Here is a 15,112-nt window from a genome sequence, read left to right as displayed (position 1 = left end):
CAGGCGGTCTCAGCTGCCCATCAAGGACTGCAGGAGCAAAGCCGATGCCGGCGCCCGGACTATGTGTGGACTCAGAGTGCGTCGATGAGGTCCCGCATCAGCTGTGAGGGCGTCGTGTGCCGCTCCTTCGCAGCTTCATCAAGCTTCGCCCGTCGCTCGGCGTCGAGGCGAAGCGTGAAGGGGCGCGCGCGTGCACCCACGCTGATGGGGCGCCCGGGCATCGACGGGCCCAGGTGCTTGCCGGTGTATCCCTGCTCGGACTCTGCCTCACCGGCCCATCGCTCGATGTCTTCGTCTGTGAACGGGACTCCATTCACGTCGCTGTACTTGTCCATCCGTCTACCTCCTCAATCCGACCTCGATGAGAACCTTCTTCGTCGCGGGCATTGCGTGGAAGACAAGCCAGCCGTCGGGTTCGTCTTCCACCGCGATGTACTCCAGCAGTCGCCCGCCGGTGTCCGCTCCAACCCCGACCCACTGAACCGGATGAGTATCGCGGGCTCGGGATCTCAGGGTGTGCTCGAACGCCTCGACCACGTCCGAAGTCGTGACCTCGGGATGCTGATCGGTGGCCCTGGGATGCACTCGTACCCGCACCGCCACTCCCGTAATTTCGTACCACGTCATTGTAGTACGAAACCGGTGCGTGTTAGCGTTCGGCCATGCTTTTCGGCATCGTCGTCCTGGCCATCGTGTCGATCCTGTCGACCGCGCTGATCATCCTGTGCGCCCTCGGCATCATCCCCCGCAACTCGATCGCCGGGCTGCGACTGCCTGCGATGTTCGCCTCCGACAAGGCGTGGATGATCGGTCACCGTGCTGGCATCCTGCCCGCAGTGATCGCGTCGATCGTCTGCATCATCGCGACCGTGATCGGGTTGGTCGTGCCCGCGCTCACCGCCAGCTTCGTCATCGTGATCGTCGCGCTGCTCGGCGGGCTGATCGTCGCGGCGATCCTGGGCAGCCGGGCCGCTTCGCGAGTCGCGCCGCCCGCGGACCGATAGCCAGAGCGGGTCTATCCCGGCCCGAGTAACTGTCGCGCGCTGTCGTACACGTCGCGCCACGACACATCCGCCACGAACGACTCGTCGTGCTCGCACCGTGCGGCCCCCGGGCTCGCACCGGTGCAATCGGCTCCGCACACCGGGCAGCGTGTGGTCCAGCCGAGGTGCACCCGGTGCCGGGCACGCGTCAGGGGACCGGCGTTGATGAGGTTGCCGATCCAGTAGACGGCGACCGTGGCCGTGCCCAGCGCGTGCGCGAGGTGGCGAGGTCCGCTGTCGTTGGCGATCACGACATCCGCATCGCCCAGCACGGCGGCGAGTTCGCCGAGGTCGAGCCGGCCTGCGACGGATGCCGCCCTGCTCGCCGCCGTTGCTACCGCGTTGCAGAGCGGCCGCTCGCCCTCATCGCCCACCACCACGACGGTGCAGCCCTCCGCCGCGAGCTCGGCAGCGACTCTGGCGAAGCTTTCCGCCGGCCAGCGCCGACGCGGATCCGTCGCGCCCGGATGCACGACGACCAGCGGTCCGTCATCGACCGCAATGCCCAGCCGCGCCAGCACCTCGGTTCCGGATGCCCCCGGCACGCGCGCCAGCACCGGCTCGCATCCGAAACGACTCGGCAACGCACCGGCGAGCGCCGCGACCTCGAGGCCGCGGACGAACTCGTTCTGGTAGTAGAGGTAGGGAATCGTGCGCTCGAGCTGCGCGGCATCCGGGGTGCGAGTGCCGATCGTGTGGCGTGCGCCGAGGCGCTGCACGAACGGGTTGGAGTTGCGTCCGCCGCCGTGCAGCTGCACGGCGAGATCGAAGCCGGATGCACGCATCCTGGCGAAGAAGGCATCCGTCTCTCTGGCGTCGGCGGCCCCCGGCCGCACACCCTCTGAGGGCGGAACGGGGACGACGCGATCGGGCGGCCCCGGGCGATCGCGCATCAGCTCGGCGTGCATCGGGGTACCGAGCACGGTGATCTCGCTCCCCGGATAGGCCTCGCGAAATGCATGCAGCGCGGGCAGCGCGAAGAGGAAGTCGCCGAGGCCGCCGGCGCGGAGCACCGCGATGCGGTGGACGTCCGGGAATCGGTTGCGTGCGATGTCGATTCGGTCGCTCGCGGCATCCGCTGGCGCTTCGGATGCTCCTGCAGACGAAATCGTCGTCATGACACTCCCTCGGTGATGCGTCTCTCTCCCTGTTCCCCGAGGAGCACGGACGGAAACGCACCCTCGCGGGGATCGAGACGGCGCGTGTAACGGGCGGCGGGAGTGGGTACCAGGGAGAAGAACCGCAGACGAGACGAGGGAGGGCGAACATGGCCGAACCGGTGCTATGGCTGAGCGAGCCGGACGTGAGCGGCGAGATCAGGATCCTCGACCCGCACGATGGGTCGCCGTTGCCCGCGGTGCCGGTCGCGTCCGAGCAGGACGTGGCGGATGCCGTGCACGCGGCACGCCACTCGCTGCCCGGCTGGAAGAGCACCCCCATCGCCGACCGCGGGGCCGCGCTGCACCGCATCGCCCGCGCGCTCGGCGAGCGGGCCGAGTCGATCGCGGAACTGAACCATCGCGAGACCGGACGTCCCACGAGCGAGGCCCTCGCCGGTGTGATGGCCGGCGTCGCCGGGCTCGAGCAGTACGCCGAATACGCGCCGCTGCACCGCGTAGCCAGCCTCAACGGTCCGCCCGACGCGCTCGACCTCGAGCGCCGCGAACCGCGTGGGGTCGCCGCGATCGTGACGCCGTGGAACGACCCCATCGCCGTCGCCTGCGGGCTCATCGGAGGCGCCCTCGTCATGGGCAACACGGTCGTGCACAAGCCGAGCGAACGCTGCCCGGCGACGGGACGCATGCTCGGCGAGGTCTTCGCAGGCATCCTCCCGCCAGATGTCTTCCACACCGTGATCGGCGGCCCGCAGCTCGGCGCCGAACTGGTCGGAAACCCGGGTGTGGATGTCGTGGCGCACGTCGGATCCACGGCGACCGGCCGCGAGATCGCCCGCCTGGTCGCCGCCACGGGCGCGCACTTCATCCGCGAGAACGGCGGGAACGACGCGCTCATCATCGATGATGACGTCGATCCCGACTGGGCAGCCGAGCAGGCGGCCACCGGCGCGTTCACGAACTCCGGCCAGCTGTGCACGTCGGTGGAGCGCATCTATGTGGCCGAGCGCATCGCATCCGCGTTCACCGACCGGCTCGTCGAGCGCGCGAACGCGCTGAACGCGCCACAGCCGGATGCCCCGCACTCGCTCGCCCCGCTGGTCGACGAGCGGCTGCGCGAGGCCGTGCACGAGCAGGTCGAGGACGCGCTGCAGCACGGTGCGACCGCACGCACCGGCGCGCAGATCCCTTCTGCCCGCGGTTCGTACTATCCGGCGACCGTGCTGACCGGATGCTCCAACGACCTCCGCATCATGCGCGAGGAGACCTTCGGTCCGGTAGCGCCGATCCAGGTGTGCGCGACGTTCGAGGATGCGCTGGCCGCGGCATCCGAGGATCGTTACGGCCTCGCCTGCACGGTGCTCACTCACTCGCTCGAGCACGCACTGGCCGCGGTCGACCGCATGGACGTCGGCACGCTCAAGGTGAACGGCGTCTTCGGCGGAGCGCCCGGCGGAGCCGCGCAACCGCGTCACGACAGCGGCGACGGATTCGGGTACGGCCCCGAGCTGCTCGACGAGCTCAGCCACGTGAAGGTCGTTCACCTGCAGGCAGGTGCACTGTGAACGGCCGCACGCTCGAGGTGGTGCGGGCGATCGGCGAGCGCCGGCCGCGCATCGCCGTCGTCGGCGACCTCTTGCTCGACGTGTGGTCCTACGGCGTGGCCGGACGGCTCGCGCGCGAGGCGCCTGCGCCGGTCGTCGAGGTGCGGGAGCGCCGCCACGCACCGGGCGGCGCGGGCAACACGGCGATGAACCTCGCCGCCCTCGGCGCCGAGGTCGTCTGCTTCGGTGTCGTCGGCACCGATCCCGCGGCGGGCAGCCTGCTGGAGTGCTTCAGCCACGCGGGCGTCGACACCGCTGGCGTCGTCGAGCATCCGGATGCCCACACGCCGGTGAAGCACCGCATCGTGTGCGACGACCAGGTGCTGCTGCGTCTCGACGAGGCGCCGTCGGAGCTGCCTGCGGATGCCGTGCAACGGATGCTCGAGGCGGCGAACGCCTGCGAGGCTGACGCGTTCGTGATCGGGGACTACGGATCGAGCGCCATGGCGTCCTCAGCGGAACGGTTGCGCCCGACCGGGGCGAATGGGGAGCGTCCGTTGGTCGTCGTGGACGCGCACGACCTGCGTCGCTGGCGGAGCATCCATCCGGACATCGCCACGCCGAACGCCGCCGAGGCAGCCGCGCTGCTCAGCGCCAGCCTTCCCGACGGGGTCGATCGGGCATCCTTCTTCGCGGAGCGCTCGCGGACGCTGCTCGACCGCTCAGGCGCGCGGGAGCTCGTCGTGACACTCGACCGCGACGGTGCGGTGCTGCTCGACGAGCGCGCGCACCGCACCCGCGCGCACCGGGTATCGGAGAAGAACGCGAGCGGCGCCGGCGACACGTTCGTCGCGGTGCTGGCCGCCGCGTGTGCCTGCGGTGCACCGATCGCCGACGCGATGGATGCCGCCCAGGCCGCAGCCGACGTGGTCGTGCACAAACCGGACACGGCGGTGTGCACGCTCGACGAGCTCGTCGCCCGGGCCGACGGTGCCCACGGCGTCACACTGGCGGGAGACGAGCTGGCGCGGCGCATCCACGAGCATCGCGCGCGCGGCGAGCGGGTCGTGTTCACCAACGGATGCTTCGACGTGCTGCACCGCGGGCACACCACCTACCTGCGTCAGGCGAAGGAGCTCGGCGACGTGCTCGTCGTCGCGGTGAACGCCGACGAGACGGTGCGGCGACTCAAGGGGCCCGGCCGGCCGGTGAACTCCGCCCGGGATCGCGCCGACGTGATCGCGGCACTCGAATGCGTGGACTACGTCACCGTGTTCGCGGAGCCGACGCCGGTCGAGCTGATCGGCGCGCTGCATCCGGATGTCTACGTCAAAGGCGGCGACTACACGGCTGAGATGCTTCAGGAGACGGCGGTCGTCGAGTCGTACGGCGGGGAGGTCGTGTTCGCGGACTACGTACCAGATCACTCGACGTCGGGCATCGTCGAACGCATCCGCTCGGGGGTCGTATCGTGACGGATGCTCCGCTCGGCCGCGGCATCGCCCCTCGCCTCGAGACGGCCGTTCCCTTCAGCCGCAGGACAGCCGCCACGTGGGCGCGCGAGCACACGCCGCAGACGCCCGGCGTCGACGTGCTCATTCCGACCCGCGATCGCCCGTCAGCCCTGGCCGTGACGCTCGCCGGACTCGCCGCCCAGGACGATCCGCCCTTCGACGTGATCGTCAGCGACCAGTCGATCGCGCCGGTCGCCGACGACGCAGCCGTCGCGGCGATGGTGCGCGTGCTGCGCGCCCAGGGCAGGCGGGTGGACGTGCTGCGACACACGCCGCCGCGCGGCATGGCGGAGCAGCGGCAGTTCCTGCTGCTGCAGGCATCCGCCGATCGCGTGCTGTTCCTCGACGACGACGTCTGGCTCGAACCGGGCAGCGTGCAGCGCATGTGCGACGCCCTCGATACGCTCGCCTGCGGCTTCGTCGGCATGGCGGTGCAGGGCCTCTCGTACCTGGGCGATCGCAGGCCGAACGAGCAGGCGGTGTACGAGCCATGGGTCGGGCCGGTGCACCCGGAGCACATCGACCGCGAATCGCCGGAGTTCGCGCGGCACAAGCTGCACAACGCGGCGAATCTCGCGCACCTGGCCGCCGAGCTGGAGTGCTCTGACGCGGCTGCGGATGCCCGCGACTGGCAGGCGTACAAGATCGCGTGGATCGGCGGCTGCGTGCTCTACCGCACGGCGTGCCTGCTCGATGCCGGCGGCTTCGAGTTCTGGCGCGACCTGCCGGACGTGCATGTCGGCGAGGACGTGCTCGCGGAATGGCACGTGATGGAGCGGTACGGAGGGGCGGGCATCCTGCCGAGCGGTGCCGTGCACCTCGAATTGCCGACGACGCTTCCGCATCGCGAGGTCGAGGCGAGCGTGGCCATCGCCCGGCGGATTCTCACCACCCCGTGAGGCCACGACCACCGGAAAGGCCATGACCGCCACAAGGAAAGGAAAGAAGATGAACGACCTCCCCAACCCGATTCAGGTGCAGAAGTTCCTCGGCGGGATCGACTACCCGGCGTCGAAGAACACGCTCGTCTCGACGGCCGAGAAGCAGGGCGCCGACGACAACGTGCTCGACGCACTGCGCGGCATTCCGGACAAGGAGTACGACGGTCCGAACGCCGTGAGCGAGGCCGTTGCAGGGTGAGGAGCTAACCTCCTCGCCGCGTGGCAAGGTACTCCGGCGGCATCCCCGGCCCGATTCGCACGGCGACATCGTCGGCCGGGATGCCGCCGCACCGTTCACAGGTCGCTTGGGCGTGCACCGCGCCGTCGCACCCGGTATGCGTGTACAGAATGGGCGGCTCGATCTCGGATGCCCAGGCATCCCCCCATTCGGTCAGCGCGATGAGCGCGACCGCGAGAGATCGCCCCTTCGGCGTGAGCACATAGTCGGATGACTCGGTGCGCTCCATGATGCCGCCCGCCACGAACGCGTCGAGCCGGGAAGCGAGCACGTTCGTCGCGATGCCGAGGTTGTGCTGGAAGTCCCCGAACCGCGTCACGTGGCCGAACAGGGCGTCACGGATGATCAGCAGACTCCAGCGCTCCCCCACGAGTTCCAGCGAACGCGCGATCGAACAGACCTGGGTGTCATACGTGTTGCCGAGCATGTCGCGATTCTAACGCTTGCGTCATGCAAGTGGTCGGTATAGCCTGACTTGCATCAAGCAAGGGAGCAACGACATGTCCAGCGATTACACCGCCACTATCTCCGTCGCCGCGACGCCGCAGCAGGCGTATGAGGCGATCAACGACGTTCCCGGCTGGTGGGGACACATCACCGGTTCGACCACCTCGACGGGCGACGAGTTCGTCTACGTCGTGCCAGGGCTGCACTACAGCGGATTCCGTGTCACAGACCTGCAACCCGGCCGGCGCATCGAGTGGCTGGTCACCGGAAGCTATCTCGACTTCATCGCCGACAAGCAGGAATGGAACGGATCCACGGTGCGGTTCGACATCCGAGAGGCCGACGGCGGCTCCGAGATCGTCTTCACGCACGAGGGGCTTCGTCCGGAGGTCGAGTGCTACGAGGCGTGCACCAACGCGTGGGCGACGTACGTGCGCGTGAGCCTCAAGGAGTTCATCGAGACCGGCACGGGCACGCCGAACCTGTTCAAGGGCGACGAGGAGCTGACCGGCTCCGACCACGCGGAACTGCGGGAGCGCATCGAGGGCTCCGCCCCGAGGGAAAACGAACCCTTGCCCGCCGGGCGCTGACCGCCATTAGAGCAACTCGATTCGCGCGTCGTGGCCGCTTGACCGGCTGAGGCGCGCGTCACGAGTCAGCACGGGGCACTCGAGCGCCTCGGTGCATGCATACAGAACGTCTGTACATGGACCAGGCGTGGGCACGCTCCGCGGCTCTGCTGCAAAATACGCATTTTGCAGCACCCCGCTCGGGGCATGAAGCGCGGAAGGGCTTGCAAAACGACTGCAGGCCGGTATCGGGACGTTGCCACCCACCCTCTTGGCTGCAGCGCGACGGCCCACTTACTCCACGCGAATGAGCGGCAGACCCGACTCGGGGTCGACGCGCTTGCGCAGCCGTTCCTCCGTCTCGGTGAGCACGACCTCGCACGTTGGCCGCACCACAGCACGCCGCAGGTGCCCGCCGAGCGCGTCGCCGGTGGACCGGGCGATCACCACGTGTGCATGCACCGACGGCTCACCCTTGTTCTCCGCGACGTCGCCCACCACCGAGACGAGTTCGACCTGCTCCTCGAGCTCGACCGAGGTGCGATACTCCTTCGCCTCCCAGTCGAACCAGGCCAGCTTCACGGATGCCAGCGCGCCGATCGCCGTGAAGCTCGCGCTCTCGATGCGCTCCCGCTTCACGAACTCGCCGAGCCCTCCGAAAAGCTCGTCGCCCGTCTCGAAGATCACCGCGAACCGGCGCGGATCCTCGCCCACCTGCTTGTACTGCATCAGGACTTCCTTCCCGTCAGAGTGCTCATCGCCTCGGCCTGCACTCGCCGGGGCACGGTATCGCGCCTCGTCCGGCGCGCACGGAATCCGCCCGGCAGACCGGATGCCAGCACCTCTGCGAGGTGGAGCGCCCGCGGGGCATCGCCTGTATTGCCGTCTTCGCCCGGCACCGATGCACGCCAGTTCACCGCGCCGAGCTGGTCCGCCTGCGTTCGGCAGCTGAAGCCGTCCGCGATGACGCGCGTGCCCTTCGACGCATTCCGCAGCGCCGGCAGCATGGCGTGGTCGGCGACCGCGACGGAGACCGGCAGGTGACCGCGCTCGAAGCCGAAGTTGCCCGCCAGTCCGCAGCATCCGTCCAGCTCGTCGAACTCGACTCCCGCGTCGCGCAGGATGCCCCGCTCGGCATCGAACCCGAGCACCGCGTGCTGATGGCAGTGCTCCTGAACGATCGCCCGCCCGCCGACGTGCGGCGGCTTCCATCCGTCGGTGTCCGCGAGCAGTTCGGCGAGCGTGACGGCCCGCTCCTTCAGGAGGCGGATGTTCGCATCGCCTTCCACAAGCTCCGGACCGTCGGAGCGGAACACCGCAAGGCAGCTGGGCTCCAGCACCACCAGCTTCTCGCCGTTCGTCAGCTCCTCCGCGAGGTGCGCCGCCGTTGCCTTGAGCATCGCGGTCGCGGCGGTGAGCTGACCCGTCGAGATGAGGGTGAGGCCGCAGCAGGAGCGGCGGCGTGGAACGCGCACCCGGTAGCCGGCATCCGTCAGCACTGCGACCGCCGCATCGAGCACGGAGGGCTGGAAGTTGTCGCCGAACGTGTCGGCGAAGAGCACGACGTCGCCGTGCGTGCCAGCGCCGGCCGATGGGAACCCATCCGTGAAACGCTTGCGCACGAAGCGGGGCGCCGGTCGCTCTGGCTCCAGACCCGCGAGCCGCTTGGCGAGCGCGCCGAGTACGGGCGCATGCGAGATCGCGTTCACGATCGGCGGTGCGACGTGCGCGATGCGCGCCCACAGCGTCAGCCAGCCCATCGAGTAGTGGCCGAGCGGGCGCATCCTGCCGGCGTAGTAGTGCGACAGGAACTCCGCCTTGTACGTGGCCATGTCGACGTCGACCGGGCAGTCGCTCTTGCAGCCCTTGCACGACAGGCAGAGGTCGAGCGCGTCCTTCACCTCGGGCGAGCGCCAGCCCTTGTCGACCGGGGTGTCCCGGTTGGTGCGATACGTGCCCTCGACCATCTCGAACAGCAGCCGTGCGCGGCCGCGGGTGGAGTGCTCCTCCTCGCCGGTGGCGCGGTACGACGGGCACATGACGCCGTCGCCGTGTCCACGGCAGTCGCCGACGCCGACGCACCGCAGCGCGGCGGCGGCGAAGCTGCCGTCGTCATCCGGATACGAGAAGTGCAGCTTCACGGGCTGCGGGCGTCCGGTCGGCGGGGGCGCGTAGCCCTCGCCCATCCGAAGCCCCTCGGTGCGCGGCTGCGGGTCGACCATCTTGCCCGGGTTCATGCGTCCGCGCGGATCGAACAGGCGCTTCAGTGCCTGGAACCCCTCGATGACGCGTTCGCCGAACAGCATCGGCAGCAGGTCGGCGCGTGCCTGCCCGTCGCCGTGCTCACCCGAGAACGACCCGCCGAACCGCACCACGAGCTGGGCCGCCTCGTGCGTGAACCGCCGGTACTCGTCAACCCCGGGAGCGCCGGAAGCGAAGGGGAACGGGATGCGCATGTGCAGGCATCCGTGCCCGAAATGCCCGTACCGGGCGACGGGCTCGTACCCGTAGCTGTCGAGCAGGGTGCGCAGCTCGCGCAGGTAGTCGCCGAACACGCCGGGCGGCACCGCGGAGTCCTCCCATCCCGACCACATGTCGGGCAGGCCAGGCACGTTCGTCGCGGCGCCGAGGCCCGCCTCGCGCACCCGGCGGATGGCATCCTGCTGCTCCTCGTCGTCGAACCGGCGCACATCGGGGCGGATGCCCCGCTCACCGAGCGCGCGGATCATCGCGTCGGCAGTGGCATCCGCTTCGTCCTTCGTGTCGCCCGGCACCTCGACGATGAGGTATCCGTCGCCGGCCGGCAGCAGGTCGAGCGCGTCGAGGTTCTTGCCCTTCGTGCGCTGGAACCCGATCAGCGTGCCGTCGAGACCCTCGACCGCGATCGGATCGAAGCGTCCGGCGTGGGGTGCGGCATCCGCTGCGTCTTCGATGGTCGGGTAGCCGAGCACCACGAACGTGCGCGCCTTCGGCACCTCCACGAGCTCGAGCTCGGCGCGCAGCACGGTGACGAGCGTGGACTCGCTGCCGACCAGCAGACCCGGCACGTCGAAGCCGTTCTCGGGCAGCAGCGCGTCGAGGTTGAAGCCGGAGACGCGGCGCGGGATCTTCGGAAAATGCCGTCGCACGTCGCTGCCGTACTGGTCGATAAGGTCGCGCAGCGCGGCGTACAGCCTGCCCTTCGGACCGCCCTCCGCGATGACCAGTTCCGGATCGTCGTCGCGCCGCACCCACATGCGGTCGCCCTCGTACGTGAGTATCTCCAGCGCCAGCACGTTGTCGCCGGTCTTGCCGTACTTCTGCGCGGATGACCCGCACGAGTTGTTGCCGATCATGCCGCCGATGGTGCAGTGCGAGTGCGTCGCCGGCTTCGGCCCGAACATGAGGCCGAGCGGGTTCACGGCGTGGTTGAGCTGGTCGAGCACGATGCCCGTCTCCACGATCGCGGTTCGGGATGCCCGGTTCACCTCGATCAGAGCGTCGCAGTACTTCGACCAGTCGATGACGACGCCCTCGTTGCACGTCTGGCCGGCGAGGCTCGTGCCGCCGCCCCTGCTGAGCACCGGAACGTCGAACCGGGAGCAGGCGAGCACGGCATCCGCTCCCGCTTCGACCGTGCGGGGCAGCACGACCCCGATGGGCACGTGCTTGTAGTTCGATGAGTCGGTCGAGTACGCGGCGCGCGTGCCCGCATCGAACCTCACCTCGGCATCCAGAGAATCCAGATCACTCATGAGCCCGCGGAGGTCGAGCCCGCCGTTCGTGATGGTCACATCTCCGACCCTGCCGCGAAGCGTCCGGAGGGGGAAGGGGTTGACCCGATCTCGAGCGCGCGCCGGGATGCCTGCAGCAGCAAATCGGCGAGCGCGAGCAGCTCGTCGATGGCCTGTTCGCGGGGTTCCGCCGGGAGGCTCCCGCGGCGGATCGGGCCGTCGTGCTCGACCGCGTCAGCCAGGTCGGCGAGCAGCTTCCAGCGCAGCGCGGCCGACGCGTCGAGCCCGAGACGCACCTCGCCCAGCGTGATCGCGCGGTCTTCCTCGCGCGCACCCTGCCAGTACGCCTCGACGGCGTCTGCCATGACCTCGGTGACGACGGATGCCATCGCGTCGCCCCGTCGCACCGACGAGAACAGCAGCGAGGCGACGTCGGCGCCGACCGGGCCCGGTCCCACGGATTCCCAGTCGATGAGCACGGTCGCGCCCGACGAGATGAAGACGTTCGCGCCGACGGCGTCGTGGTGGCACAGGGTGCGAGGCAGCGACTCCAGGATGCCTCGCGCGCGAGGCTGCAGCTCGATCAGTCGTCGTGCGGCCGCCAGCCGATCGCCAAGCCGGGCGACGACTGCCGGATGCCGCGTGGCGAGCGTCGCACGCCGGGCATCCATCGCCTGCGGCTGGCTGTGGCGGTCGATCCACCCGGTGAACAGCCACGGCTCCTCGGGCACTCGACGCAGCCAGCGGCCGGCCATGGTGCCGAGGTCGTGGGCCGCGGTCAGCAGGGATTCGGCGTCCAGGGGGCGCGGGCCCTCGTGGACGACCTCTTCCAGCCTCAGCGTCCGTCTCCCCTCCTCCGTTGCCACGGATCCGTAGAGGCGCGGTGCACGCACCGAGGGTGGAAGGCCGCGCAGCAGGCCGGACGCGTACGCGTCGAACTCGCGCACCCCGTTGTCCAGCAGATACGGATCGGCGAGCGCCGGACCCTCCGTGGTCTTCTCGATCAGCGACCAGGGCACCCATCGGTCCCCGACACGCGCCCGCCCACGCAGTCGGTGCACTGCGCGGTGCGCAAGGAACGCGTCGTACTCGAGCTCCTCCCGGTGCACGTCATCGAGCGCGTCGATCTCGCACTGCAGCGCCGACGCCACGGCCGACTCCAGAAGCGTGTCCCGACCCATCGGCTCGAGCCTAGGCGGCCCAGCTCACACGCCGCGGACGACGAACGACCCGGGTGGCGTCGGGATACCCGAATGGTGGCTGCCCGCGACGCCGTGCGCAGCGGTGTGCGGCTCCTTCTGCTCGCACAGCTTGCCGCAGTACGGGCAGATGTAGCCGTCGCCCATCTGCGCCTCACCCTGCAGCGCGTACTCGAGCACGCCGCCGAAGGCGCCGTTAGCCCCGTCTTGCGCTACGTCGTCCGCCCAACCGACGAAGGCGAACTCCACGTACGCGGGCTGTGCCAGCGAGGGAATCGGGATGCGCGTCCGCTCGTACGGTTGCCCGTCATCGTCCAGCGGCACCCACAGCTTCTCCGGTGCGGGCCCGAACAGCGAGCCCGGAACATCCACCCGCGCTCTGCGGTGGTCGTCGCGAACGTGCAGCGTGTGGCCGCCTTGGATCATGTCGCGCGGCAGCGCCTGGTACAGCTCCTGAACGCCGTACGCGATGGAGCCGCGGCGAAGCCTCGCGAATCCCTCCAGTGTGTCGTCGCCCATCACGACGAAGTCCGGCGGCACGGCCCGGCGCAGCAAGACAGCGGTTCCGCCAGAAGGGGACTCGGAGAGGAGCAGAAGGATGGCGGTGGCATCCATACGAGTCATGCGACCACCACCCGGTACCTGCATTCCGCGTTCGAGTCGCCGAGCAGCTCGAACTCGTGCCACGACGCCCGATCGAGAGAGGGAACGGGCACGCGCACCCGGCGGTGTGGTTGACCGCCGGCGTCCCGCGGGAGGAAGACTGCCGCATCCGCCGCGCCGAACACCGACGCGGAATGCGCGAAACGCGCTCGCACGAAGCCCGTCAGGTTCACGATCATCGCCGGGGTGACGGACTCGGCCGGATACTCCTCGGTGAGCTCGCGGTACGGCTCACGCAGTCCGTGAGCGGGCGCCCCCTTGCGCACCCGCACGAACATGCGCGGGTCGGAGAAGACGTCCAGGCGCAGCGAAGACGGCGCGGTGCCCTCGACGAGCACAACGACCGGTGCCACGCCGGTCTGGGGCACCATCATGAGCACACCGCCCACCGTGAATTCGCCGCCGCTGCCACCCGTGACCGGCGCGCCGGCGGGCTCGCCGGTGTCGGTGGCGAACATCTCCATGGCCCGATAGTGCATCGCGAAGCGGTGATCCCGCGCTTCCAGGCGGGGGATTGACACTCGCCCGAATCCGCCTTAGGGGTTGTTCGCCATGTCCAGCCGCTCGCGCAGGCGCCCGCGCGAGACATCCTGAACCGCGCAGCCGGCATCCACGGCGAGCGCCGCCGCCGTTCCCGCCGCCGCACCGAGCATCATGTACTGCGGCTCCATACGCACCGAGGCGAATGCCACCGCCGAGGCCGAGACGCAGACCGGGACGATCAGGTTGGCGGCGTGCTCTCGGCGGGGAACGAGCGCGCCGTAGGGGATGCCGTACAGCGGCACGGGAACCGACAGGTAGCCCTCGGTGAAGACCGTTCCGATCGGTGCCGGATGCTCGTACACCCACCGCCAGATGCGCTGCACCTCGCGGATGTCGATGTGGTACGAGCCGAGCGTCACCGTGTCGTCCGGCATACGGCCGGCGAGCAGGTCGTGCTCGGTGAGCACGGTCTGGCCGAGCATCCTGCGCGCCTCACGCACGTACAGCTGGTGCGGCAAGTGACCGGTGTCGGCGAACTCCCCGGCCGGCAGTCCCCAGCGGGAGAGCTCGTGGCGCACAGACGCCGGCACCGCCGGGTCGTGCGAGAGAAAGTACAGAAAGCCACGGGTATGGCTGAGGTGGTGCTCGACGATCTGGCGGCGGCGCTGCGGTGACGCATCCGGATACTCCCACGCCGACCCGTCGAGCACGTTCAGCGAGACCGGCCCGAGCGAGTTGCCGTCCGCCATTCCGCCCGGAAGGTTGGGCTCGAGCCCGATCATGCGCCCTGCCGACCGCTCGACGCCGTTCCGTCGGTCGTTCGCGAAGAGGCGCCTGCCGAGCTCCCAGTACTCCTCGTCGTAGTCGTCGGGCCGCTCGAACGGGATGCGATCGGCTGCCGTCGTCAGGCACACCCGGTATCCGTACGCCATGACACCGCCGTCGGCGGAGCCCACGGGTGCAAGGGGGGCATCGTGCAGTTGCGGAAGGATGCGCGACGGGATGCGCCCACTCTCGTCGTCCGAGAACGGCGAGATCCACGGCGGCATCGCGTGCATGCCGGGCACCAGCTCCTGGCGGCCCGCGAAGCGCTCTCCGTACAGCGTGCGGTCCTCACGGCCGATGCGATACGGCACGCCGGATGCCGCCATCACGTCGCCCTCGTAGCTCGCGTCGATCACGACGCCGGGCAGTGCGGTGCGCCCTGCCTCGAACACGAGCTCCGCGATCTCGGCTCCGTCCCGTCCGTGCCGCATGGTGGCCGAGCGGAGGGCCGAGTCGAACACGACGTCGACCCCGGCGCGTTCGAGCCACCGAGTGAAGATCTGCTCGGCTACGTGCGGCTCCGGTCCGGCGTAGCGCCCGATCGGAACGCCGTAGTGCTCAGCGATGTCCGCGCGCAGCCGGGCGGCCGCACCGGTCAATGCCCGCTCGTCGCCGACATCCGTGTACCCGAGGCCGCCCGACGTCATCCCGCCGACGTGTCTCCCGGGCTCGACCAGCAGGACGCTCGCTCCCGCTTCGGCGGCAGCCACTGCGGCGCAGACGCCGGCCGACGTCGCACCGTAGACGAGAACGTCGATCGATTCGGGCATCCCACCATGCTGTCATTCTTGTGGGATCGATTCCAGTGCGATTCGACC

General features: G+C 69.6%; 16 protein-coding genes. 6 read left to right on the top strand and 10 right to left on the bottom strand.

The annotated features are described in order from the left end of the window. Positions 1 to 71: 71 nt before the first annotated feature. Together ACYVII_RS17720 and ACYVII_RS17715 are read right to left on the bottom strand one after the other, a co-directional pair. Complete coding sequence (locus ACYVII_RS17720; RefSeq protein ID WP_460537584.1) at positions 72 to 335, bottom strand: ribbon-helix-helix domain-containing protein; 264 nt, start codon at positions 333 to 335, stop codon at positions 72 to 74. A gap of 4 nt (positions 336 to 339) precedes the next feature. Continuing rightward, complete coding sequence (locus ACYVII_RS17715; protein ID WP_460537582.1) at positions 340 to 537, bottom strand: hypothetical protein; 198 nt, start codon at positions 535 to 537, stop codon at positions 340 to 342. A gap of 125 nt (positions 538 to 662) precedes the next feature. Here ACYVII_RS17715 and ACYVII_RS17710 point away from each other — a divergent pair, with 125 nt between their 5' ends. Then, positions 663 to 1,004, top strand: coding sequence for an SdpI family protein (locus ACYVII_RS17710; RefSeq protein ID WP_460537580.1), 342 nt, complete (start codon positions 663 to 665; stop codon positions 1,002 to 1,004). Between the two features lie 11 nt (positions 1,005 to 1,015). Here ACYVII_RS17710 and ACYVII_RS17705 read toward each other — a convergent pair whose 3' ends face one another. After that, positions 1,016 to 2,161, bottom strand: a complete 1,146-nt coding sequence (locus tag ACYVII_RS17705; protein WP_460537578.1) for a glycosyltransferase family 9 protein — start codon at positions 2,159 to 2,161, stop codon at positions 1,016 to 1,018. A 149-nt stretch (positions 2,162 to 2,310) separates the two neighbouring features. Here ACYVII_RS17705 and ACYVII_RS17700 point away from each other — a divergent pair, with 149 nt between their 5' ends. Genes ACYVII_RS17700 through ACYVII_RS17685 form a run of 4 tightly spaced genes read left to right on the top strand, consistent with a single transcriptional unit; the run spans position 2,311 to position 6,356 of the window. Further along, positions 2,311 to 3,723, top strand: a complete 1,413-nt coding sequence (locus tag ACYVII_RS17700) for an aldehyde dehydrogenase family protein (protein WP_460537576.1) — start codon at positions 2,311 to 2,313, stop codon at positions 3,721 to 3,723. Further along, positions 3,720 to 5,177, top strand: a complete 1,458-nt coding sequence (gene rfaE2, locus ACYVII_RS17695) for a bifunctional HldE family protein (protein WP_460537574.1) — start codon at positions 3,720 to 3,722, stop codon at positions 5,175 to 5,177. The genes ACYVII_RS17700 and rfaE2 overlap by 4 nt, the downstream gene beginning before the upstream one ends. Continuing rightward, positions 5,174 to 6,115, top strand: coding sequence for a glycosyltransferase family 2 protein (locus ACYVII_RS17690; protein WP_460537572.1), 942 nt, complete (start codon positions 5,174 to 5,176; stop codon positions 6,113 to 6,115). The genes rfaE2 and ACYVII_RS17690 overlap by 4 nt, the downstream gene beginning before the upstream one ends. Before the next feature lie 49 nt (positions 6,116 to 6,164). Continuing rightward, on the top strand, positions 6,165 to 6,356 hold the full coding sequence (locus ACYVII_RS17685) for a DUF2795 domain-containing protein (RefSeq protein WP_460537570.1): 192 nt from the start codon (positions 6,165 to 6,167) through the stop codon (positions 6,354 to 6,356). A 4-nt stretch (positions 6,357 to 6,360) separates the two neighbouring features. Here the strand turns inward: ACYVII_RS17685 and ACYVII_RS17680 are convergent, their stop codons facing one another. Continuing rightward, complete coding sequence (locus tag ACYVII_RS17680; protein ID WP_460537568.1) at positions 6,361 to 6,822, bottom strand: winged helix-turn-helix transcriptional regulator; 462 nt, start codon at positions 6,820 to 6,822, stop codon at positions 6,361 to 6,363. Positions 6,823 to 6,895: 73 nt separating this feature from the next. On the opposite strand from ACYVII_RS17680, the gene ACYVII_RS17675 reads away from it, so the two are divergent. Further along, positions 6,896 to 7,432 (top strand): SRPBCC family protein, encoded by a 537-nt coding sequence (locus tag ACYVII_RS17675; protein ID WP_460537566.1) that lies wholly within the window; start codon positions 6,896 to 6,898, stop codon positions 7,430 to 7,432. A gap of 273 nt (positions 7,433 to 7,705) precedes the next feature. On the opposite strand, the gene ACYVII_RS17670 is transcribed toward ACYVII_RS17675, so the two are convergent. Genes ACYVII_RS17670 through ACYVII_RS17645 form a run of 6 tightly spaced genes read right to left on the bottom strand, consistent with a single transcriptional unit; the run spans position 7,706 to position 15,064 of the window. Then, positions 7,706 to 8,140 carry a PPC domain-containing DNA-binding protein gene (locus ACYVII_RS17670; protein ID WP_460537564.1) on the bottom strand — a complete coding sequence of 145 codons (435 nt, stop codon included), beginning with the start codon at positions 8,138 to 8,140 and terminating at the stop codon, positions 7,706 to 7,708. Then, the gene (locus ACYVII_RS17665) at positions 8,140 to 11,184 is read right to left on the bottom strand and encodes an FAD-binding and (Fe-S)-binding domain-containing protein (protein ID WP_460537562.1); all 3,045 of its coding nucleotides are present in this window, start codon (positions 11,182 to 11,184) and stop codon (positions 8,140 to 8,142) included. The genes ACYVII_RS17670 and ACYVII_RS17665 overlap by 1 nt, the downstream gene beginning before the upstream one ends. Further along, entirely contained in the window at positions 11,181 to 12,305 is a 1,125-nt protein-coding gene (locus ACYVII_RS17660; protein ID WP_460537560.1) for an aminoglycoside phosphotransferase family protein, read from the bottom strand. Before ACYVII_RS17660 ends, ACYVII_RS17665 begins: the two co-directional genes overlap by 4 nt. A 24-nt stretch (positions 12,306 to 12,329) precedes the next feature. After that, positions 12,330 to 12,938, bottom strand: coding sequence for a hypothetical protein (locus tag ACYVII_RS17655; protein WP_460537558.1), 609 nt, complete (start codon positions 12,936 to 12,938; stop codon positions 12,330 to 12,332). A gap of 5 nt (positions 12,939 to 12,943) precedes the next feature. Then, a complete protein-coding gene (locus ACYVII_RS17650) occupies positions 12,944 to 13,507 on the bottom strand; it encodes a hypothetical protein (protein WP_460537556.1) in 564 nt (187 codons plus the stop codon). 15 nt (positions 13,508 to 13,522) lie between these two features. Next, a complete protein-coding gene (locus ACYVII_RS17645; protein WP_460537554.1) occupies positions 13,523 to 15,064 on the bottom strand; it encodes an FAD-dependent oxidoreductase in 1,542 nt (513 codons plus the stop codon). Between the last annotated feature and the right edge of the window lie 48 nt (positions 15,065 to 15,112).

The organism is Humibacter ginsengiterrae (genome assembly GCF_054780115.1).
Note: the sequence above shows the minus strand (reverse complement) of the source record. Positions and strands in the feature narration are given on the sequence as shown.